The sequence below is a fragment of the Microcella sp. genome (assembly GCF_051860105.1).
In the GTDB taxonomy this organism is placed as follows: Bacteria; Actinomycetota; Actinomycetes; order Actinomycetales; family Microbacteriaceae; genus Microcella.
Genome location: NZ_JBHYEO010000004.1, coordinates 39,608 through 61,293, shown reverse-complemented (window position 1 = coordinate 61,293; position 21,686 = coordinate 39,608). Strand labels below are relative to the sequence as shown.

Below are 21,686 nucleotides of genomic sequence, written 5' to 3'. Positions count from 1 at the left end.
TTTCCGCCGGGGCTAGGCCGAGGTCTTGGCGTTGACCTCGTACGAGGTGTTCGTCGACTCGAAGAAGTTGACGAGCTGCAGGGTGTCGTTCGCCGTCGCCATCCACTTCGCCGGGTTCGACACGTTGTACTCGGGCTCGAAGCCGAGCTCTTCGAGGCGACGGTCGGCCAGGTACTTGACGTACTGGTTGATGTAGTTGGCGTTGAGACCCAGGATGCCGTTGGGGAGGAGGTCGTGGTTGTACGCCTCTTCCATCTCGACGGCGTCGAGGATCATCTGGCGGATCTCGGCGGCGAACTCCGGCGTCTGCAGGTCGGGGTTCTCTTCCAGCACCGTGAGGATGAGGTTGATGCCGAACTTGAGGTGCAGGCTCTCATCGCGCACGATCCAGTCGACGAGCGAGCCGAAGTTGCGCAGCAGGTTGCGCTGGCGGAACGACAGCGCGACCATGAAGCCCGAGTAGAACCAGATGCCCTCGAGGATCACGTTGTAGGCGACGAGGTTGCGGATGAAGTCTTGCTTGCCCTCGGTCGTCGTGATGTCGAGCGTGTCCTCCGTCATGCGACGGATGAACGTGACCTCGAACTCCTCCTTGCGCGCCATCGACGGCACATCGATGTGGCTGTCGTAGGCCGCGGCGCGGTCGATCGGGAAGGTCTCGAGCACGTACTCGAAGCTCATGCAGTGGTTCGCCTCCTCCCACATCTGCTTCGCGAGGTAGAGGTGCGCCTCGGGAGCCTTGACGTAGGGGTAGACGCCGAACGCGAGCGCCTTGTTGACGAGCAACTCGTTCGGGTTGAAGTACGACATGAGGAACGTGATGGCGTGACGCTCTTCGTCGCTCATCTTCTTGAAGTCGGCGATGTCTTCACCGAGCTGGATCTCGTTGGGGAACCAGGTGTTGGCAACCGCCTGGTCGTAGAGGTCCATGGCCCACTTGTAGGTGACCGGCTTGAGCAGCAGGCCCTCCTGGATTCCGGTTCCGAGGATTCCCATGATGATTTCGCGTCTTTCTGGTGGGTGGTGCGGGATAGAGGAAGGTGGGGTGGATGGCGAGCGCCGCCTACTGGCAGCTCTCGCAGTGCAGCTCGTCCATCGGGTCGATCGGAACCTCGTAGGTGAACGATGTGGTGCTCAGGGTGGTGGTGCTGGTCTGGATTCCGGTGGGAGTCATGGTGCTCACTCCCCCGCCTTCGCGGCGCCACCGAAGCCGAAGCCCTTGCGGGCTGGTGCCGCGCTCGCGGTCTCGGCCGGGGCCGCGGCGACGGCCGAGCCGAAGCCCTTCTTCGGGGCGCTGCTCGCGTCTGCGTTGATGGCCTCGGCCTTGTTGACCTTGACGGTCGACTGCTCGGCGGTGTGGCGCGGCTTCATGTGCAGGTAGTAGGTCGTCTTCACGCCCTTCTTCCATGCGGCGCTGTAGATGTCGATCATCTCGTCGACGTCGCGCGTCTCGAGGTACATGTTGCGGCTGATGGCCTGGTCGATCCACTTCTGGGCGCGGGCCGCGACCTCGAGGAAGGCGTAGGGCGAGAGCTGGAAGCTCGTCTTGTACGCCGCCTTGATGTCGTCGGGGATCGCCGAGATGCCCTGGATGTCGCCCTGGCTGCGCAGGATGTCTTCCCGCACGCGCTCCCACAGCCCGTGCGCCTGCAGCGCGTTCACGAGGTTGCGGTTGACCTCGAGGAACTTGCCCGAGCTCGTCGAGCGGCTGAAGATCTGCGAGAACTGCGGGTCGAGACCCGGCGTGGTTCCGGCGACGAGACCGATGGATGCCGTGGGCGCGATGGCCATGAGCGTCGCGTTGCGCATGCCGCCCTTGACCTTCTCGCGCAGGGCGTCCCAGTCGAGGCGCGTGGTGCGGTTGACCTGCACCTCGACACCGCGGTCGGCCTCGGTGAGGTCGATGGTGTCGAGCGGCACGAGGCCCTGCGACCAGCGGCTGCCGGCGAAGTTGGCGTACGCGCCGCGCTCCTTCGCCAGGTCGGCCGACTCGTCGATGGCCGCGTACGAGACGTGCTCCATGATCTCGTCGATGAGGTCGAACGCCTCCTCCGAGTCGTACGAGAAGCCGAGGCGCTCGACGACGTCGGTGAAGCCCATGACGCCGAGGCCGATGGCTCGGTTGTTCTGGTTGGCGTGGTCGGCCTCGTCGACGCTCGAGACGGTGATGTCGATGAGGTTGTCGAGCTGGCGCACGGCGAGGCGCGCGCTCTCGTCGATCTTCGCCCAGTCGAGCGCGCCGCGGCCGTCGGCCCCGACGACGAAGTGCTGAGACAGGTTGATCGAGGCCAGGTTGCAGACCGAGATGTTGTCGCGGTCTTGCGGCAGGCAGATCTCGGTGCAGAGGTTCGAGAGGTGGATCGTGCCGGTGTTGTTGTTGATGGCCCGGTTGTTGATCGTGTCTTTCCACGTCAGCCACGGGTGGCTCGTCGACTGCAGCGAGATGAGGATCTGCTTGAACTGCTCGCGCGCGCCGATCTTCTTGAACATGTTGAGCTCGCCGCGCTCGGCCATGGCGATGTACTCGGCGTAGCGCTTCGAGAACTCCTTGCCGTACAGCTCGTTGAGGTCGGCGACCTCGAGCGGGTCGAAGAGGTACCAGTCCTCATCGTTCTGCACGCGCTTCATGAACTCGTCGCTGATCCACACGGCGGTGTTGGCCGTGCGGGTGCGGCGGTAGGGGTCGCCCGAGTTCTGACGCAGGTCGAGGAACTCGGGGAAGTCCATGTGCCAGTTCTCCATGTAGAAGCACAGGGCGCCGAACTTCTTGCCGCCGCGGCTGACCGCGCGCAGCACCGAGTCGATCGTGTGCATGAAGGGGATCGGCCCGGTGGAGGTCGTGTTGTTCGAGCGGATGGGCGAGCCCTGGGCACGCAGCTTGGTGACCGCGAGGCCGATGCCGCCCGTGCCCTTCGTGAGCCACATGACGTCGCGCACGCTCTTCGCGATGTGCTCGATGTCATCCTGCATCTCCATCACGAAGCAGTTCGAGAGCTGGGGGTAGCTCGTGCCCGCGTTGACGAGCGTCGAGCCCGCCGCGAGGTACTCGAGCTTCGACATCTTGGCGTAGAAGGCGATCGCGTGCTTGGTGGGCTCGGCCTCGTTGAGCGAGAGGCCCATGGCGACCCGCATCCAGAAGTACTGCGGGGTCTCGAGCGGCTCGCCGTTGCGGGCCTTGATGCCGTAGCGGTTGTTGAGGGTGACGACACCGATGTACTTGAGCAGCTCGTCGTTGCTGGGGTCGAGCACGTCGGCGAGAGCGTCGAGGTCGAAGAGGTCGGGGAACCGCGGGTCGAGCAGCGCCTCGTCGACGCCGCGGTGGATGTACTCCGCGAAGTGCGCGCGGTGCAGCTCGCGCAGCTCGGCGGTGTTCTCGTAGTCGCCGAGCACGCGCTTGTAGATGGTCTTGAGGAGGAGACGGGCGGCAACGACGTCGAACGCCGGGTCGTCTTTCACGTTCTGCAGGGCGACCTGGATGACCGCCTCGTCGAGCTGCTGGGTCGAGATGCCGTCGAAGAGTGTGAGCTCGAGCTCGCTCGCGATCTGCGTCACCCACGCGATCGAGTCGTCGAGACCCTCGGCCGCACGCTCGATCGCCAGGTTGATCTTGTTGGCGTCGTACGCCTCACGGCTTCCATCGCGCTTCACAACGGTGATGCTCACGTGGCCACTCTCCCTCTCGCGCCTCCATCGGCGCCCTGCTCATTGCGGTGCTTTCGCGACCGGTGGTGGTGAATAGAACTGGTCAAAAAAGCCCGGATATCCGGGCCGTTCGCGCTGTTCCCCTCGCGCGGTTCCATCACTATATATGCGGGGTCTGACAAAGTTCACACCCAAGATGTAGTGGGCGTGTCGTCCACAACTGTGCATAAGTCGGGCGACTTATCCCCAGCCTGTGGGCAAGCACCGACACGCCGTGCGCAGCCGCGAGATCGCCGTGAATCGGGAGGTGAGCATCCCCTTCTGCACCCGTCAGACGCCCGTGCGGCACGCCGTAGGCTGGAGACCTTGTGAGTGGATACGTCGACCTTCTGAAGACGCCTGGCGTCGCGCGCATCATCGGCGCACAACTGACCGCGCGCATTCCCTCGGGCATGATCTCGCTCGCCTTCCTCATCCACATCGAGAAGATCTTCGACTCCTACGGCGCCGCGGGGCTCGTGCTCGCCGCGACGAGCGTCGGCCAGGCCATCGCCGGGCCGCTCACCAGCCGCTGGATGGGGCGCTTCGGCATGCGCCCCGTGCTCATCACGACACTCGTCATCTGCAGCACGGGCATCGGCCTCATCGCCTTCGCGCTCATGCCCCTCTGGCTGTTCATGGTCATGGGCTTCATCGTCGGCATCTCGACCCCGCCCATCCAGCCCGCTGTGCGCACGATCTACCCGAAGATGGTCACCGGCAAGCAGCTCACCCCGCTGTTCTCGCTCGACGCCTCGGCGCAAGAGATCATCTGGGTGACCGGCCCCGTCATCACCGTGCTGCTCGCCACCCAGGTGTCGAGCGTTGCAGCCATCGCCGTCGCCGGGCTCTTCCTCGTCGGCGGCGGAATCTGGTTCATCGCGAGCCCCGAGGTCGGCAAGGTGCGCATTCCGCTGAGCCGGCGCCGCATCGGGGTCGTGCTCAAGAACCGCGCGGTGCTGCTCGCCACCGTGTGCGGGTTCCTGCTCATCGGCTCGGCCGCCTCGATCGAGGTCGGCGTCGTCGCGGTGTTCGGCGAGGGTGGCACCGAGGCGGGCATCCTGTTCGGCATCTGGGCCGTCGCCTCGCTCGTCGGCGGCCTGTCGATGGGGCACCTGCCGATCGGACCGTGGGCGCTCGCCCGCCGCTTCGCGATCGTCGTCGTCGGCATGGCGGCCGCGCCGTTCTCGCTCGAGTTCTGGTGGCTCGCGCTCGCGCTCGTCATCGCGGGCATCGGCATCGCCCCCGTGCTCGCCGTCATGTTCGCCATCGTCTCGGCGAGCGTCAAGTTCAGCGAGACCGCCGAAGCCTACGGTTGGCTCGGCACGGGGCAACTGATCGGTGCGGCCCTCGGCTCCGCCATCGCTGGCTTCCTCATCGACGGCATCGGGCCCATCGGCGGGTTCTACGCCGCGCTCGCCTTCGCCGCGGTCGGCATGCTCGTGGCCGTGCTGTTCCGCAGCTGGCACCCCGACCTGCGGGGGCGCGATGCGAGCCCGCTGCCCGACACCGAGCCGGTGCAGGTCGTCAGCTAGCCGCGCAGCGGGCGCAGCGCCTCGGCGTACCGGCCAAGACCGTCGATGAGCTTCGCGAGCGTCGCATCGTTCTTCGCGTCGGGCGCGAACGCGCCGTCGACGAGCTGGCCGTGCGGGTTGTTGATCGCGACGTCGACGGGAACCCGCACGAGGCCGATCGTCGTCAGCACCGCATCGAGGGCGGCGGCACCGCGCAGGCCTCCGGATGCTCCGCCGTAGCTCACGACACCGACGGGCTTGCCCTGCCACTCGTGGGCGAGGAAGTCGAGGGCGTTCTTGAGCGCCGGGCTGTAGCTGTGGTTGTACTCGGGGCTCACGAGCACCACCGCGTCGGCCTGCTCGACGCGGGCGCTCCACGCGATCGTGTGCGGCTTCGTGTAGGCGCGCTTGGCGGGGTGCTCGGGCTCGTCCATGAACGGCAGGTTCAGCTCGACGAGGTCGACGAGGTCGACCTCGTGGCCGGAGGCCGCGACACGGTCGCGCACCCAGTGGGCGACAGGCAGGCCGATGCGGCCGGGGCGGACGGAGCCGATGATGATCATGATGCGGGTCATGCTCAGGGCTAACCGGGGTGCTACGCGTTCGATTCCCGTGCCCAGCCGATTCGCGGGCCGGCCCGGCTCGGCGGGCCGGCGACGGCGCGACTAGGCTCCTGCGCATGAGCACGGTGACGCTGCCCCGCTGGCACTGGGGCGACCCCGAGAGCCCCCGACGCGCGCTTCTCGTGCACGGTCTGGGGTCATCCGCCCAGACCACGTGGCGCCTGAGCGAGAGCCTCGCCGACGCCGGGTGGTCGGCGACGGCCGTCGACCTGCGGGGGCACGGCGACGCGCCGCGGGCATCCCGCTACCGCATCGAGGACATCGCCGGTGATCTGCTCGGCACGCGGCCCGAGGGCGACGGCCCCTGGCAGCTCGTCGTGGGGCACTCGATCGGCGCGGCCGCAGGGGCGCAGGCGGCGGGCACCGACGCCGGCTGGACCGAGCGGCTCGTGCTGCTCGACCCGGCCCTGCAGCTCGACGAGGCGGCGCGCCAGGCCGTGCTGGCCGGGCAGCTCGCCAACTTCGATGCGGCGACCGTCGAGAGCATCGCCGCGCAGTTTCCGCACTGGCACCCGCTCGACATCGAGTTCCGGGTGCGCGCGGTGAAAGCGGCCTCGCGCTTCGCACTCGAGCGCATGGTGCTCGACAACCACGACTGGGATGCGACGGCGTTCGTGCCGCACATCGCCGCCCCGACGCTCGTCATCGCCGCCGACCCCGACAACGGGTCGATGTTCGCGGGCGAGCACGCCGCCGCAGTGCTGGCGCTGAACCCGCTGCTCGAACTGGTCGTCGTGCCGGGCGCCGGCCACAGCGTGCATCGCGACGCGCCCGACGCGACCGTGCGGCACCTGCTCGACTGGCTGCGGGCGGGCGAGACTCCCTAGGCAGAGCCTCGACACGGCCAGGCGAGCTGAGCCGCGTGCGCAGCGGCGCCAGCGGCGCGCGGCGACCGGCTCGCTCCCGGCCCCTTCCACAACTTCGGAGGGGGAACACGCGCTCCCACTCCGAAGTTGTGGAAGGGGCGCGCGGCCGTCAGCGCTTCCAGTAGCCCTTCACGACGGCGCGCTCGACGTCGATGCCCCAGCCCGCGAGGGTTGCGCGCGCGGCGGCGACGAGCGACTGCTCGCCGCACGCGAACACGAACCGCTGGAGCGGATCCACCGCTGACGGCACCGACTCCAGGGCGGCGATCAGGCCCGTGCTGGGAGCCCCGCCCGGTTCCAGGATGCGCACCCTCAGCCCCGCCGGCGGCTCGACCTCGAGCGCCGCCAGGTCGAAGCGGGTCTCGAGCAGCAGGTGCCCGGTGACGTTCGGGCCGAGCATCCGCAGGTAGCGGCGCACGGCCGGCAGCGCGCTGTCGTCGCCCGCGAGCACGACCTCGCCAGGTGCGCCGGACATCACGACCGAACCCTTGGGCCCCATCATGACGGCGGGCGACCCGAGCGGTGCCCGCGCCGCGCACGCGCCGATCACGCCGAGCTCGGAGCCCGGCTCGCCATGAACGAGCACGTCGAGGTCGATCCACCCCTCGTCGACCGAGTGGTCGACCACCGTCTCGGTGCGGGCCTCCCCGATCGGCGCCCCCGAATCGTCGAGGGCGATCGGCCCGCCATCCGGCGACCCCACGACGACGCGCACGTGGTCGCCTCCGCCGGGCGCGACGAACCCGGCGAGCTCGCCGGGCGACGACTCGACGAGCCGCAGGCGCACATAGGCATCACCGCCCGCGACAGCGAGCACCGTGCGCGCGGCGAGCTGCAGCCGCCGCACCGCGGGCGGGAAGGGGTGACGGGCGAGCGAGTACGGCACGGCGGCTCGATTCAGGCGGCGGGCACGACCGGCACGGTGCCGGTCGGCGGGGGTGGGGCATCCCCGTTGTCGATGTCTTCGGGATTCGGAAGCGTCATCAAGAATCGGTAGAAGACCAGGCCGAGCACGGTGATGCCGGCGCCCCCGACGATCCACGGCACCGTGAGGTCGATGAGGGCGAGCGCTCCGCCGATGAGCGAGCCGATCGGCATCGTGCCCCACAGCAGCGTGCGCCACGTGCCGTGCACGCGGCCGAGCAGCCGGCCCGGGATGATCGCCTGGCGGAACGACATCATGAGCACGTTCCAGATGGTCGTTGTCGCGGCGCCGAGCGCGAACAGCACAATCGCGGCGATCGGCACCGGGAACAGCCCCGTCAGCAGCACGAGGATGCCCGCGAGCAGGTTCATCGCCGCCATCACGGGCCCGAGCCCGAAGCGACGCGCCAGCCGCGAGGCGACGACCGAGCCGAGCAGCCCGCCGACGGCGCCGGAGAGCAGGAAGAGCCCGAATCCTGCCTCGGGGATGGCGAGGGTGTCGAGCACGAAGAGCACGAGCGTCGCGCTGGAGGCCGAGAACAGGATCGCGACAGGGATGCTGACGAACCACAGCGTGCGCAGCATCCGGTTGCCCATGATGAAGTGCCAGCCGTCGGCGAGCTGCCGGCGGAACGGCACGACCGGCTCGGTCGACGCCGCATGGAACTGCCGCCCCGAGGCGATCGCCGGCAGCAGCACGGCGAGGAGGGCCGCGAGGCCGAACGCCGCGACGAGCCCACCGATGGGGATGAGCACGGCGACGGCGAAGAGTGCCGAGGTGAGGGGCGCGGCCGCGAAGTTCTGCACGACGAGTTCGGCACCCTCGATGCGCGCGTTGGCCCGTGGCAGCTGCTGCTTCGGCACGACGCTCGGCACGACAGCGCGAATGGCCCCGTCATAGAGCGTCTCGCACACGCCGTAGACGAAGATCACGAGGTAGAGCCACCAGATCGTGAGCGCGTTCATCGCGACGAGCACGAGAAGCACGACGGCGAGCAGTGTGCGCACGCCGGCGGCGAGCGCGAGAGCTCGGCGGCGATCCATGCGGTCGACCAGGATTCCAGCCGGCAGGGCGAAGAACAGCCACGGCAGCATGGCGACGGCGCCGATGCCGGCGATGAGCACGGGGTCGTCGGTGAGTCGCGCGGCGAGCAGCGGGGACGCCGTGCGCGCGATGCCGTCGCCGAGGCTCGAGGCGAGGTTCGCCGTGAAGACGTTGGCGAAGGTGCGGCCGAGCCCCCGACGCGGGGTCGGGCCGGTGGATGCTGCGCCCGGGGTGGTGCCGGAGGTCACGTCGCGCTCGCTACCAGCGCTCGTGCACGGCCGCGCGGAAGCGCCGGTCGTAGAGCTCGACAACGCGGGCGTGGAACTCGGCGCCGAGCTCGTCGACCTCCCCCGCAGCGGCATTGCCCCGCGCCTGCTCGGGCGAGCGGGCGCCGGGGATCACCGTGCTCACGCCGGGCAGCTGGGCGAGCCAGGCGAGCGCGGCCGTGGCTGGCGCGAGACCGTGCTCGGCGGCGAGCGCCGAGAACTCCTGCGCCGCCTCGACACCCGTGGCGTAGTCGACGCCGGCGAAGGTCTCACCCTGGTCGAAGTGCGAGCCGTCGCGGTTGTAGGTGCGGTGGTCGTTCTCGGCGAAGACCGTGTCGGCGGTGTAGCGACCGCTCAGCAGGCCCGAGGCGAGGGGCACGCGCGCGATGATGCCGACGCCCGCGGCGATCGCGGCGGGCAGCACCGCGTCGAGCGGCTTGAGGCGGAAGGCGTTGAGCACGATCTGCACGCTCGCCACGTTCGGGCGGGCGATCGCCGTGAGCGCCTCCTCAGCGGTCTCGACGCTCACGCCGTAGTTCTTCATGACACCCTCGGCGACCAGCTGGTCGAGGTCGTCATAGACGCGGTCGATCGAATAGACGGGCGTCGGCGGGCAGTGCAGCTGCACGAGGTCGAGCGTGTCGACGCCGAGGTTGCGGCGGCTGCGGTCGCTCCAGGCGCGGAAGTTCTCGGTCGAGTAGTTCCCGACCGTCTGCGGCACGCGGCGGCCCATCTTGGTCGCCACGAACACCGAGACGTCGGGGCGCGACTGCAGGTAGCGGGCGATGAGCTGCTCGCTGCGCCCGTCGCCGTAGGCGTCAGCGGTGTCGAAGATCGTGACGCCCGACTCGACGGCCGCGTCGAGCACGGCGTGGGCATCCTTCTCACTGACGTCACCCCAGTCGGCGCCCAGCTGCCAGGTTCCGAGGCCGATGGAGGAGACGGTCGCACCGGTGCGGCCGAGAGTCGAGGTCTGCATCGCTCCAGCCTATTCGCCGTTCGACGCACCCCAGGGTGCGGGCGGCTGCGTGACCACCCGCGCGACAGCCTGCGCAAGCTTGGGCCGGATGATGTGGGCGACCCCCGACACGCGGTGCGCGCGCACGTGCCGCAACTGCTGCACGATCGCGAGCCCGCCCGGAGCGAGGAAGGGGTCGAGGGCGCCGTAGACGAGGTCGATCGGCACCCGCACGCGCGAGAGATCGGCGAGCGTCGTCTGCGACTCGATCGCGTTCTGCAGCGAGAGCATGAACGGCTGCCAGTTCTTCTCGGTGAGCTCGAGCACGTTCTTGATCGGAGCGATCGCGGCGAGCGCGGCGGCCGTGCGCTGCGTGAAGCTCGGGTTCAGGCGCAAGAACTCGTAGACCGTGAAGTACGCGCCCATGCTGGCCCGGTCGACCGAGTCGCCGATCATCGCGGGGGGCAGATAGATGGGCGAGCTGACGAGCACCAGCCGATCGAGCTCGCGCCGGTGGGCCACCGCATATCGCGCCGCGATCAGGCTGCCGAGCGAATGGCCGACGAGCGTGAACGTCTCGCGCAGCCGCAGCGAGCGGATCGTGCGATCGAGCGCGGCGGCGTGCTCGTCGAGCGAGTAGGTCGCCCCTTCCGGGCTCGGCGATGAGCCGAAGCCGAGGATGTCGATCGTGATGCAGCGGTGCGTCGGCTCGAGCAGCGGCACGAGGTGGTGAAACGTGACCGACGACGAAGCGATGCCGTGAATCATGACGACGACCGGCCCGCTGCCGGTGTCACCCGTGACCGACAGCAGCGGAGAATTCCGCCGGAACCACGACCATCGCGCCATGGCCCGATTATGGCGGATGCTCACGACCGCCGTGCGAGACCGGGAACGAGAGAAGGGGGCCGGCTGAGCCGACCCCCTTGACCTACGCGTCCACCCCTAGTCGCGGAGGAATAGTGAGAATCTATGCGTGCGGAGGGGTTCAGAACGGCCTTCTCGCCCTTCCCTCTGCGTTCTCTCGGCACAGGCACAGGGTCGAGGCCCGATCACGAGCGTCATCGCGGCAGGTCACGATCGCGTTGCGGCCGAAAACGTTGGGTGGTGAGGCGCGGCGGCACAGGTCTAACGTGAGCGCCATGCGCACCCCTCGACTGCTCGCGGCTCTCCCCGCCCTCGCCCTCACCGCGCTGCTGCTGAGCGGATGCGCGGCGAACGAATCGTACGAATCAGCCACCGACTCGGGCAGCATGCCGGGGTTCGATGGAGGCGCCGAGGTGCCGATCAGCGAGGATTCGGCGAGCGACGTCGTCGATGCCGATCGCTCCGTCATCACGACGGGCTACCTCTACCTCACGGTCGACGCCCCGATCGACGCGGCGGCCGAGGCGACGACGATCGTCGAAGCGGCGGGGGGACGGGTCGACGGTCGCACTGAGTACGGCCCGCAATCGCTCTCGTCGCGCATGGCGACCGACGCGGGCGGAGCCGAGCTCGTGCTGCGCATCCCCGCCGATCGTCTGACCGCCACGCTCGAGAAGCTGAAAGCGCTCGGCGAGGTGGAAGAGCTGCAGCTGAGCTCGAGCGACGTCACGCGCGAGGTGCAAGACATCGACGCGCGGGTGACCGCACTGCGCTCGTCGATCACGCGCCTGCTGGCACTGCAGGATGCGGCGGCGACCGTCGAGGATCTCATCGCCCTCGAGACCGCCATCAGCGACCGGCAGGCGCAGCTCGAGAGCTACGAAGCGCAGCAGCGCTACTACGCCGATCAGGTCGACCTGTCGACCCTGACCCTCACGCTCGGATCACTCGCGATCGCCCCGGTGGACGAGCCCGACACCTTCCTCACCGGCATCGCCACCGGCTGGGAGGCGCTCGTCGCCTTCGGCTCGGGGCTGCTGGTCGTGGTCGGCGTGCTGCTGCCGTGGCTGCTCGTGCTCGGGCTCATCGGGCTCGTCGTGCTGCTCATCGTGCGCGCCGCCGTGCGCCGAGGATCGTCGCGGGCCGCGATATAGCAACCACGACATCGAACCCCGGTGATCCGTCGTGAGCCGTCACGACGACATCGCGCAAGGGCGACCAGCTCACGCGGGAGGGTGATGGACCCCGTTACGCCTCCATGCCGCCAGCATTGCCTGCCAGGTCTCAAGTTCGCGATCAAGACGATCAAACACGTCCGGATGCTCGGCCACGAGGTTGCAGCTTTCTGCAGGGTCAGCGCTCAGGTCGTACAGTGCAGACTCCTCAGCTACATCTGATCCAAGATCCTCCGCGACGTTTCGCAGTGCTTTCCAGGTGCCTCGACGAACTGACACTTGACCTGTGTACTCCCAGAAGATGGCTCGTTCCGGTGCGGCGCTACCGACGCGCAGGTGACTCAGCAATGACACACCGTCGCACACGACCTGCCCGCCTTCCGGCAAGGGCTCACCATCGACGGCCTCAAGCAGTGTGGGAACGATGTCCATCATGAGGCCGACAGACTCGTTGTCTTCTCCGGCCGGAAGAACGCCCGGCCACGAGATGATCGCGGGAACCCGAACACCGCCCTCAAACAGCGAACCCTTGTGACCGCGAAGGCCTCCGGTCGACCCCCCCGGATAGGCGATCTCCTCTCCGCCAAGCCAGTTACGGTTCTCGTTGGAAGGGCCGTTGTCGGACGACATGAAGACGATGGTGTTGTCTCGGAGCCCCAGCCGATCGAGTGCATCGAGGATGTTCTGCACGCTGTCGTCCATTGCTTTCACCATCGCCGCCATCACCTGCCGACTCGGATCAAGATGATTGAACTGGTCCATGTAGTGCTGGGGAGCGTGCATCGGGTAGTGCGGAGCGTTGAACGGCACATAACAGAAGAACGGTGCGTCGGCGTTCTGCTCGATGAACTCGACGGCCTTCTCGCCCAAGAGCGTGGTCAGATAGTCGCCATTGGCCCAGACCTCGTCGGTGTCATGCCACAAGTCGTGGATCGGGTTGATATCACCCCAATAGAAGATGTGCGAGTAGTAGTCGACGCATCCGGCTCGAAACCCGAAATGGGTGTCGAACCCAAACTCAATGGGGCCTGAGGCCGGGTCGGCACCAAGGTGCCACTTGCCGAAGATCCCTGTGGCGTATCCGCGGTCTTTCAGCAGTTGCGCGAGAGTCACCTGAGCGGGCAATCCGGTGGTCGTGCGAGATCCTCCGAGGATTTTGTCGACGCCGGCGTGGGATGGATACTTCCCCGTCAATAGGGATGCGCGAGATGGTGAGCACACCGGCGAGTTGGAATACCAGTTCGGCAGTCGCACCCCTGTGGAACACAACGCATCAAGTGCGGGAGTCTGCACGTCGGTTGACCCGAAGCATCCCACGTCTCCGTAGCCGAGATCGTCGGCGTAGATGACGACAATATTGGGAGAACGCGATTCTCGAGTGGGTAATACGGGATATGCGTCATCACGTTCGCGATCGGTCAACGGGGCGATCCTCTCTCGGAGATGTTGGACGTGAGCGACGGCACCCACATCAGAGTGCCTGCGGACGGGCGTGCGACGTTATCGGCCACGCAGTGGTCGGTCACCCGGCTGCTCGGGCGTGTGAGTGCCGAAGAACCAGCGTGGTCGGAAGCACGATGTGCTCGAGGGGACCGTTGATCGAATCCAACCGACGGAAGGCAAGATCTGCTGCGACACGCCCCATCTCGACCGGCGAGTGCGCCACAACACTGATTCCCAGAGCTTCAGCGAACTCAAAATCATCAAATCCGATCAACGACACATCGGCGCCGCTCTGGGCGATCGCCAAGTGGACACCGACCGTAGCGCGGTTGTTTCCCGCGAAGATGGCGGTTGGCGGGTTCTCAGAGCGCAGCAGTGTCATCGTCGCAGCCGTCGCACTGTCGACGGTCGGCGCATTCGTCATCACCAGTTGTTCATCGAACGGGATTCCCGCCCCTTCCAGGGCATCTCGATATCCACGGGCACGTTCTCCGTGCGTGTATAGGTGCTGTGAGCTCCCGACGAATGCGATGCGCCGATGACCGGCGACAATTAGGGCTCGTGTTCCGTCGCGCGCTCCAGTCCTGTTGTCGAACACGACACTGTCACTCGCGGCATGCGCAAGAGGCCGGTCGACCGCGACGATGGGCGTGCCCAGCTGTCGTTCACCCTCGAGATACGAGTGGTCTTCGGCAATCGGAACCAGCAAGAGAGCGAGCACGCGACGCTCCAGCATGCTGGTCACTGTCGGCCTCTCGCGCCCCGGGTCGTCATCAGACGCCGCCATGACGACGGTCACCCCTCGCTCGTTTGCCTCTTGGCTGACGCCGGTAGCGACGAGCGCGTAGAAGGGGTTCGTGAGATCGCCAATCACGAATCCCAAGGTTGTCGCCACTCCCCCGCTGCGCAGGTCCCGAGCGAGCGAGTTCGGGCGGAATCGCAGTGCGGCAGCAGCGTCAAGCACCTTCGTGCGCGTTGATGCCTTCACATTGGGGCTATCACCAAGAGCACGCGATGCCGTCTTGAGACTGACACCGGCCAACCGAGCAACGTCGGCGATCGTGGCCCGAGCCGGAGCGCCCCGATGCGCCACGGCCCGAGAATTGTCGACGTTGGTCATGCTGCAGAGCCTAGCGGAATCCAGGTTTTATCTGATTATTTGGCGGGGCGTATCGAGACACCTGGAGACAAATTGACAACGTAAGACAATCTTGAAATGATCAGCTAACTGTCGACTCAACAAGGAGCTTCATGCCACGCCGCCCGTCATCGACGGCTTCCCCAGCCGCTGTGGCGTCGCTCCCCCATCAGGAGCCGGCTCGTGATCGTCGGAATTGAGACCGGCGGCACCAAGGTGCTGTGCGCCTTCAGCTCTTCCGACGACCCAGGAAACCCGACGAGGGTAGAACGGATAGCGACCACTTCTCCTGCAGAAACGTTCGAGCAGATCAACTCCCTCATCCGGAAGACCATCGACAAACGCGGTGTCGAAGCAGTCGGCGTTGCGTCGTTCGGGCCGCTCGTGACGGATCCGACCAGCGCGCAGTTCGGCACGATTACCGGCACGACGAAGCCGGGTTGGTCGAACGTTGACGTGTTCGAGTGGCTCGACGTTGACCAGACGACCCCGCGCGCCCTGGCAACCGATGTCTCAGGTGCGGCCGTGGGAGAAGCGCGGTGGGGAGCGGCACAGGGTCTCTCTCGTGTGGCCTACGCCACGGTGGGAACCGGTGTGGGTGTGGGATTCCTTCATGACAGGCAGGTGTTTGCCGGTGACGGATTCCCCGAAATGGGAAACATCTTGGTCCGCAGACATCCCGACGATTCATTCGCGGGCGTGTGTCCCTTTCACGGCGACTGCGTGGAAGGTCTCGCATCGGGACCTGCAGTTGCGGCGAGATGGGGCAGACCGGGCTCCGATCTCGACCCTGCCCATCTCGCCTCGATGGTCGATGTTGTGGGGTACTACGTCGCACAGCTACTGTCGACCGTCAGCTACACCCTGGGTCCCGAGCGCATCGTCCTGGGCGGTGGAGTGATGAAGACTCCCGGACTCCTGCAGTCAGTGCATGAACACTTCGAGTCGATCACCGGCGGGCGTGGCGCCGGCCACGGGCTTTCACTCAGCGCAAAGGAGCTCATTGTCGAGCCAGCGCTCGGTGACCGCGCGGGCGCCATGGGGGCACTCGCTCTTGCCAACCAGGCACTCACCGGGAGGTGAGTGGCAAAGGAGCGACGCGGCCAGCGCCCCGTCACCCCTCCGACCCAGAAGGATCCCCGACTAGCGGCCTACGAGATCATTCGCCGTGCGCACAACCCCATCCACATCGAGCGCCGACACCACGGTGGCACGCGGAACCATGAGAGGGATCCGCACCGACTCGCCGGGGAGGAGTGTCACCATGCCGTCGTATGCTCGTGCGCGGAGATCGATCCGATCGGCTTCCAGGCACAGATCACGAATGAGATTGGTCGCCGTCACCGACACCACAACCTCGACTATGTCGTCGGCCGATTCGTTCAATGAAGACTCGACGCGGGCCGTCCATTGGGCCGGTTCCAAGAGAGAGTCCCGGTAGTCCGTGAAGAACCAGAGCGCTCGCTCACCCGACCATTCCGCCACCACAAGCTCTTCTCGTGCGGCAGCGGCGCGAGCCACATGCTCGGGCAGGGTGACCGACGTCGAGGAATGCGCCTCGACCGCGACGGGCACCTCCCACTGCTCAAGCACGACGCCCTCATAGGTCCGTCGAGACACGCGAAGAGCATCCTGTCGTGACTGAGGTGAGTCGTTGATCAGTGCCACACGAAGTCCCTCGCCGTCTGGTTGCACGGTGAGCAGGACGTCGGCATGACAGCGACGTAGCGCATACAACAACGGCTTCGGCCGACCATCACCGTCGATCGCTGACCACGACGTCACCGGCCAGCAGTCGTTCAGCTGCCACACGATCGTGCCCATGCAGTGAGAGGCCAGAGAGCGGTACCACTCGATTGCCGTCCGGATGGCGACGGCCTGATTGAGTTGCATCGCCCAGTGCCACGTCCGCATGTCGTCAGGAAGGGGAAAATGCGAGACCAGACCGGCCGTGAGCTTCCCGTTGCCGTCAATCGCTTTCTGATGCACCAGCATTCCGGGAGACTCTGGGGTCAACGGATCATCGTGCACTGCCCGCACCAAGGTCGACCACGTGGGTGGCGCCTGCCACCCGAACTCCGCCACGAAGCGAGGTCGATAGTCGCGGTAGTGAAGGTAGTCACGCTCGTTCCACATGTCCCAGATGTGCATCGACCCGTGCATTTCCGCGTTCTGCGCAGGACCACGATCGTCGGCAACGGTTCCCGGGCTGAACGGGCTACCGGGCGTGTAGGCAATATGAGGCGCCAATTCTGCAACAACGTCGGGGAAAAGCGAGTAGTAGTAGCGCGCTCCCCACGTCTTCCCGTCGAGCTTGTGTTTCCAGTTCCACTCTTCGAAACCCCAGAGGTTCTCGTTGTTTCCGTTGAAGATGATCAATGACGGATGACGGCCGAGGCGTGCCACGGCTTCACGAGCCTCAGCCTCGATTTCTGAATACAGAGGGTCCTCTTCGGCATACGCCGCGCAGGCGAGCAAGAAGTCTTGCCACGTGAGAACGCCCCTCCGGTCGGCCTCGGCGAAAAAGTCATCGGATTCGTAGATGCCCCCTCCCCACACGCGCAGGAGGTTCACTCGGGCGAACTCCGCCTGGTCAAAGCGCTCGGAGTATCGAGTTCGATCGACTCGGTGGGGAAACGCGTCGTCGGGGATCCAGTTGGCCCCCCGAATAGCGATGGGCTGACCGTTGAGCACAATGGTGAACGGGTTGCCCGCGCCGTCGGGTTGGGTCTCCAATTCCACCGTTCGAAAGCCGATCTCGCTCGACCAACGATCAAGGAGGCTCCCGTCGCTGCCGACGCTCCTCAACTCCAACTCGGTGGAGTACAGGTCTGGTGATCCGTAGCCGCGCGGCCACCATCGGCGTACGTTGCTGACCTCGACGCGAACCGTAGCGGACGTCTGATCGTGAGCAACCGGCACGGTGATCGTCTGTCCATCAACACTGACCACTAACTCGAGCTCGACGTCGCGCACGCGTTCGAGGTCAACAAAGAGATCAAGGATCCCGAGGTCACCATCCAGGGTCGGCACCGGCCGAACCGCAGCGAGGCGCGCGACCGACCAGGACTCAACGAAGGCCGGCTTCCAGATTCCGGATGTCGACGTGTCAATGCCCCAATCCCACCCGAAAGAACAGGCCATCTTCCGAATGGCGTTATACGGGTGGTGATTGACATGCGGACGATACCCCAGCGCGAGACTCGCAGCGTCGGCGCCGGGAATGGGTGCGGAGAAGGCGACCTCGACATCGAGGTCGCCTTCTCGAAGGCGCTGGTCAATAGGTATCCGGTGTGACCGATGCTGATTGACGGATGTCGCGACGACCTCGCCGTTCACACGAACCGTGGCCAAGGTGTCGAGCCCCGCAAATACAAGGTCAACACGGTCGTGGTGCAGCGCGGGGGCGGGGATGCGCGTTCGGTACGTCCAGTCGGTGGAGCCGATCCACGCGGTGCGGCTTTCGTTGTCGTCGAGGTAGGGGTCGTCGATCAGCCCTGCCGCCATGAGATCGGTGTGCACAACCCCAGGAACGGAGGCCGGGAACTGCACGCCGAGAATGTCGTCGGGCACGTGTCGACTCGGCTCGGCCGAGACCACCCAGCCGTCCGTGAGAGTTCTCACGTCGCGCATCATGGCCGTTGCCCGTGTGTTCACTTCGTTGCTCCCGCCGTCACTCCGTTGTAGATGTATCGCTGAAGGATGAGGAAAAGAACCAGCGTGGGGATGATGACGATCATCGCCCCCGCCCCAATGACCTCCCACTGTGACCCGAACGGCCCCTGGAAACGAAACAGCGAGGTCGAGACCACACCGAGCTGCTGCGACGGCATGTAAAGAAAGGGAATGTAGAACTCGTTGTAGATCGCTATCCCTCGAATGATCACGACCGTCGCGATGGCGGGCTTCAAGAGGGGGAGTATGAGACGCCAGTAGATGGTGAAGCGGTTGGCGCCGTCAAGCATTGCGGCTTCGTCGATTGACCGCGGGATGGACTGCATGAACTGCACGAAGATGTAGATCGAAATGATGTCCGTTCCCAAGAAAAGAACGATGGCAGCCCAGTGTGAGTTGAAGAGTCCCAGTTGGTTGACCACCTGAAACGTGGCGACCTGCGTCGTCACGCTGGGAACGAGGGTCGCCACTAGAAATGCCGCGAAAACAAGCTTCTTGAACCGGAAGTCGAATCGGTCGAGTGCATACGCGGCCATCGTCCCGATGATGACGGTGCCGGTCACTGAGACAGCAAGAATGAAGGTCGTGTTCGCAAAGCCGAGCAACATCTTCCCGCTCTCGAACGCGGTGACGAAATTGGCCACGTTCAGCCAGTTCGCCGGAGGCGTCAGGGGTGTCGTTGTTGCATACTCTTCGCTGGTCTTGAAGGCGGCGAAAAGAACCACGACCAGAGGCAACACGGCAACAATCGCTGCCAGCACGAGAGTGACGTACTTGGCAGTAGTCGCGAATACACGGGCGATCATGACAGCGTCACCTTCTCGTCAGGAACGATTCGTCGCTGCAGCCAGGTAGTCAGCAGAACAATCACCAAGAGAATGACCGCCAGCGCCGACGCCAACCCAACGCCTCGGAAGACGAACGCCGTCTGGACGGTTTGAATGACGAAGGTCGACGTACCGTTGGCGCCACCCGTCATGATGTACGGGATCTCAAAGACAGACAGGCTTCCGGCGATGGCCAGAATGAACGAGAGTCCGATGATGCGCTTGATCCCAGGAGCAATGATGTAGCGGAACTGCTGCCAGCGGTTCGCGCCGTCGAGTTCGGCGGCTTCATACAGCTCACCGGGAATCGACTGGATGGCCCCCAGGAATAGGACGAAATTGAGGCCCATGTAACGCCACACTGAGGTGGCCGCAAGGGAGATGTTGGCGACGTCCGGATCACCCAACCAAAAAGGAGTATCGACGATACCGAACACGGCCAACACGGAGTCGAGTGTTCCCCCCGGTTGGTACAGATAGAGAAAGACGAACCCGATCGCCACGCCGTTGAGCAAGTACGGGAAGAAGATGACACCCTTGAAGAAGTTGCGGAACCGCGTTCGGAAACTCAAGAGCGTTGCGAAGTACAGAGCAAGCGCCATCTGCACAAACGATGCAGCAAAGTAGTACAAGCTGACCGCGAAGACCTGCCAGTACCGAGGGTCGGTGAACGCCTTCACATAGTTGTCGAGACCGACGAACTCCTTGACCGGGTCAAGTCCGTCCCACGACGTGAAGCTGTACCAAATCATGTTGCCGACGGGTACGTAGGTGAACACGACAAGTAAGAGCAGAGGGACTGCGAGGTACATCCACGGCTGGATTCGGCGCAACACGCGCTGACCAACAGGCAGAGTGCGTTTCCGCGTCGTCAGGGTGCGCGACGAGGACGACGCGTCGGGGGAGTCCGTCTTCACATGGCGGGGATCGGTGGGTGTCACGGTTGACATCCTCTCGGTCTCTCTCCCCCGACGCACCGTCACGTCGGTGGTTCCGTTACTCGATGATGCGTTGCCTAGTTGGAGACTTGAGCGCGAGCATCGGCCCACCGCTGGTTCAGTTGCGCGAAGAACGACTCTTTGTCTCCGTCAGCTGCCCCCCGAGCAACGTCGATCATCTGCCGACGGTAGATCGGGCCGAAGAGATCGATCTCGGCGGTGTTCGCGATGTCGCTCTCCAGGCTTTCCTCTCCGGCGGGAGCAGGAGCGAGCTGGATGAACTCCACACCGGCCGCCACGAAGTCATCAAGGGTGTCGGGGATCTCGCCCTCCAGAAGCGGAGACAGTCCACCCTGTGACTGCGCGAATCCTGACTCGGAGGCGAACCACTCGATCCACGCACGCGCGGTCACCTTGTTGTCGGAGTTCACGTTGATCGCGTTCTTGCGGTCGCCAAACACGGTGGAGTGGAAGGTGCCGTCAACTTGAAGCGGGAACGGCATGTACCCGATATCGTCGGCGGACCCGCCGGCCGTCTCCGCAGCGGCGCGCATCTGCGAAACCGCCCATGACCCGAGCACCATGCTCGCCACCTGGCCCGTGCCCAGAAGGGTCTTCGACTCTTCCCAGTTCGTCGTCAGAGGGTCAGGTTCGCTGAGACCGGCGGCCACGATGTCGTACAGCAGGCCATCGGTGATGCCGTAGTACTCGTCGTCGGCCCACGGGCTGTCGAGCTGAGTTAGGTTGATCGAGTAGCTCTCATCGGCCATGATCCCGCGGTTACGACCCCAGTTAGTCAGAGGCCAGCCATCTGCGTAGTTGGTGTAGTAGGGAATCGCGTCGGTGTTCTCGTCGATTGCCTGAAGTGCTTCGAGGAACTCGTCCGGAGTCGTCGGCAACTCCGTCACGCCTGCCGCTTCCCACACCGCCTTGTTGTAGACGATTCCACCCGCGTTTCCAACAACGGCAATACCGTATCCCTGGCCTTCGTAGGCGGTCTCCGGAATGAAGCGATACGTCTGGCTGAGCTCGTCCACCGTGCCGAGAGGCTCGAAGAAGAGCGGGTACTGATCAGGTGTCACCGAGTTCGGGACAATAAGAACGTCGCCGTAGTCGTCAGTGTTCAGACGAATCGACACTTCGCCGTCGTAGTCGGTGATGGCCTCGAAGTTCACCTCCGTGCCCGGGTACTTCGCCTCGAAGCTGGCCTTGTATTCCTGGAACAACGTGTCAACCAGGTCGGTGCGGTTCGTGAGAACAGTGATCTCACCGGTGATCTCGTCGCTCGGTTCGGGCTCAGCCGGAGTCGCGGCGCATCCCGTCAGCGCGACGGCGATGACCGCCAGCCCTGCGATGTGCTTCATTGCCATCTCGTGATTCTCCCTCTTGATGTCGTCGTTGACTGGTGCGAGTTCCATGGGTAAGTCACTGTCCGTGGGACCTCGTGATGTCGACGGTACTAGCAATGACAACGTACGTCAATTTGGAAGATTGGCGAACAACTACGAGAAAAATGGCGCCGAATCCAGCCCTTCGATGACGGAGATGCACGTTTGTCTTTCGATGTCAATCATCTCCGCCACGCGCGGGTTGTCGCCCGTGCTGAGAGATGCGCTGTGCCAGCTGCCGATCTCGACGCATGCCGCTGACCGGAGAATACGCACCGAGCACATCCACCTGGGCCCGCGAGCAAGCCGAGCCGTGCGAACTACAGGACGTGGCGGTGAAGTGCGACTACCGCACACG

17 protein-coding genes are annotated in these 21,686 nt (G+C 65.3%); 4 read left to right on the top strand and 13 right to left on the bottom strand.

What is annotated here, in order from left to right; translation table 11 throughout:
- Nucleotides 1-12: 12 nt before the first annotated feature.
- Both ACTIE9_RS03350 and ACTIE9_RS03345 read right to left on the bottom strand, forming a co-directional pair.
- Complete coding sequence (locus ACTIE9_RS03350) at nucleotides 13-996, bottom strand: ribonucleotide-diphosphate reductase subunit beta (RefSeq protein WP_439564159.1); 984 nt, start codon at nucleotides 994-996, stop codon at nucleotides 13-15.
- Nucleotides 997-1,179: 183 nt separating this feature from the next.
- The gene (locus ACTIE9_RS03345) at nucleotides 1,180-3,663 is read right to left on the bottom strand and encodes a ribonucleoside-diphosphate reductase subunit alpha (protein ID WP_439564158.1); all 2,484 of its coding nucleotides are present in this window, start codon (nucleotides 3,661-3,663) and stop codon (nucleotides 1,180-1,182) included.
- 347 nt (nucleotides 3,664-4,010) lie between these two features.
- Between ACTIE9_RS03345 and ACTIE9_RS03340 the strand changes: the two genes are divergently transcribed.
- Nucleotides 4,011-5,216, top strand: coding sequence for an MFS transporter (locus ACTIE9_RS03340; RefSeq protein ID WP_439564157.1), 1,206 nt, complete (start codon nucleotides 4,011-4,013; stop codon nucleotides 5,214-5,216).
- Here the strand turns inward: ACTIE9_RS03340 and ACTIE9_RS03335 are convergent.
- Entirely contained in the window at nucleotides 5,213-5,770 is a 558-nt protein-coding gene (locus ACTIE9_RS03335) for an NADPH-dependent FMN reductase (protein WP_439564156.1), read from the bottom strand. The two genes, ACTIE9_RS03340 and ACTIE9_RS03335, sit on opposite strands and share 4 nt — an antisense overlap.
- Nucleotides 5,771-5,874: 104 nt before the next feature.
- On the opposite strand from ACTIE9_RS03335, the gene ACTIE9_RS03330 reads away from it, so the two are divergent.
- Complete coding sequence (locus ACTIE9_RS03330) at nucleotides 5,875-6,645, top strand: alpha/beta fold hydrolase (RefSeq protein WP_439564155.1); 771 nt, start codon at nucleotides 5,875-5,877, stop codon at nucleotides 6,643-6,645.
- Between the two features lie 148 nt (nucleotides 6,646-6,793).
- Here the strand turns inward: ACTIE9_RS03330 and ACTIE9_RS03325 are convergent, their stop codons facing one another.
- From ACTIE9_RS03325 to ACTIE9_RS03310, 4 genes are read right to left on the bottom strand one after another with little or no spacing between them, the layout of a single operon-like run.
- On the bottom strand, nucleotides 6,794-7,570 hold the full coding sequence (locus ACTIE9_RS03325; RefSeq protein WP_439564154.1) for a siderophore-interacting protein: 777 nt from the start codon (nucleotides 7,568-7,570) through the stop codon (nucleotides 6,794-6,796).
- A gap of 11 nt (nucleotides 7,571-7,581) precedes the next feature.
- Complete coding sequence (locus ACTIE9_RS03320; RefSeq protein WP_439564153.1) at nucleotides 7,582-8,901, bottom strand: MFS transporter; 1,320 nt, start codon at nucleotides 8,899-8,901, stop codon at nucleotides 7,582-7,584.
- Nucleotides 8,902-8,911: 10 nt separating this feature from the next.
- On the bottom strand, nucleotides 8,912-9,898 hold the full coding sequence (locus ACTIE9_RS03315) for an aldo/keto reductase (RefSeq protein WP_439564152.1): 987 nt from the start codon (nucleotides 9,896-9,898) through the stop codon (nucleotides 8,912-8,914).
- A 9-nt stretch (nucleotides 9,899-9,907) separates the two neighbouring features.
- Nucleotides 9,908-10,726 carry an alpha/beta fold hydrolase gene (locus ACTIE9_RS03310; protein ID WP_439564151.1) on the bottom strand — a complete coding sequence of 273 codons (819 nt, stop codon included), beginning with the start codon at nucleotides 10,724-10,726 and terminating at the stop codon, nucleotides 9,908-9,910.
- A gap of 293 nt (nucleotides 10,727-11,019) precedes the next feature.
- Between ACTIE9_RS03310 and ACTIE9_RS03305 the strand changes: the two genes are divergently transcribed.
- Nucleotides 11,020-11,898 (top strand): DUF4349 domain-containing protein, encoded by an 879-nt coding sequence (locus tag ACTIE9_RS03305; RefSeq protein WP_439564150.1) that lies wholly within the window; start codon nucleotides 11,020-11,022, stop codon nucleotides 11,896-11,898.
- Between the two features lie 69 nt (nucleotides 11,899-11,967).
- Here the strand turns inward: ACTIE9_RS03305 and ACTIE9_RS03300 are convergent, their stop codons facing one another.
- Nucleotides 11,968-13,341 carry a sulfatase-like hydrolase/transferase gene (locus ACTIE9_RS03300; RefSeq protein WP_439564149.1) on the bottom strand — a complete coding sequence of 458 codons (1,374 nt, stop codon included), beginning with the start codon at nucleotides 13,339-13,341 and terminating at the stop codon, nucleotides 11,968-11,970.
- 100 nt (nucleotides 13,342-13,441) lie between these two features.
- A complete protein-coding gene (locus tag ACTIE9_RS03295) occupies nucleotides 13,442-14,482 on the bottom strand; it encodes a LacI family DNA-binding transcriptional regulator (RefSeq protein ID WP_439564148.1) in 1,041 nt (346 codons plus the stop codon).
- 201 nt (nucleotides 14,483-14,683) lie between these two features.
- Between ACTIE9_RS03295 and ACTIE9_RS03290 the strand changes: the two genes are divergently transcribed.
- Nucleotides 14,684-15,583: an ROK family protein gene (locus tag ACTIE9_RS03290; protein WP_439564147.1), complete on the top strand. Its 900-nt coding sequence runs from the start codon at nucleotides 14,684-14,686 to the stop codon at nucleotides 15,581-15,583.
- 60 nt (nucleotides 15,584-15,643) lie between these two features.
- On the opposite strand, the gene ACTIE9_RS03285 is transcribed toward ACTIE9_RS03290, so the two are convergent.
- The 4 genes from ACTIE9_RS03285 to ACTIE9_RS03270 all read right to left on the bottom strand — a co-directional run bounded on the left by ACTIE9_RS03285 (nucleotide 15,644) and on the right by ACTIE9_RS03270 (nucleotide 21,358).
- Nucleotides 15,644-18,073 (bottom strand): glycoside hydrolase family 2 protein, encoded by a 2,430-nt coding sequence (locus ACTIE9_RS03285; RefSeq protein WP_439564146.1) that lies wholly within the window; start codon nucleotides 18,071-18,073, stop codon nucleotides 15,644-15,646.
- A gap of 80 nt (nucleotides 18,074-18,153) precedes the next feature.
- Nucleotides 18,154-18,981, bottom strand: a complete 828-nt coding sequence (locus tag ACTIE9_RS03280; RefSeq protein ID WP_439564145.1) for a carbohydrate ABC transporter permease — start codon at nucleotides 18,979-18,981, stop codon at nucleotides 18,154-18,156.
- Nucleotides 18,978-19,952 carry a carbohydrate ABC transporter permease gene (locus ACTIE9_RS03275; RefSeq protein ID WP_439564144.1) on the bottom strand — a complete coding sequence of 325 codons (975 nt, stop codon included), beginning with the start codon at nucleotides 19,950-19,952 and terminating at the stop codon, nucleotides 18,978-18,980. Before ACTIE9_RS03275 ends, ACTIE9_RS03280 begins: the two co-directional genes overlap by 4 nt.
- A gap of 65 nt (nucleotides 19,953-20,017) precedes the next feature.
- On the bottom strand, nucleotides 20,018-21,358 hold the full coding sequence (locus ACTIE9_RS03270; RefSeq protein WP_439564143.1) for an ABC transporter substrate-binding protein: 1,341 nt from the start codon (nucleotides 21,356-21,358) through the stop codon (nucleotides 20,018-20,020).
- Between the last annotated feature and the right edge of the window lie 328 nt (nucleotides 21,359-21,686).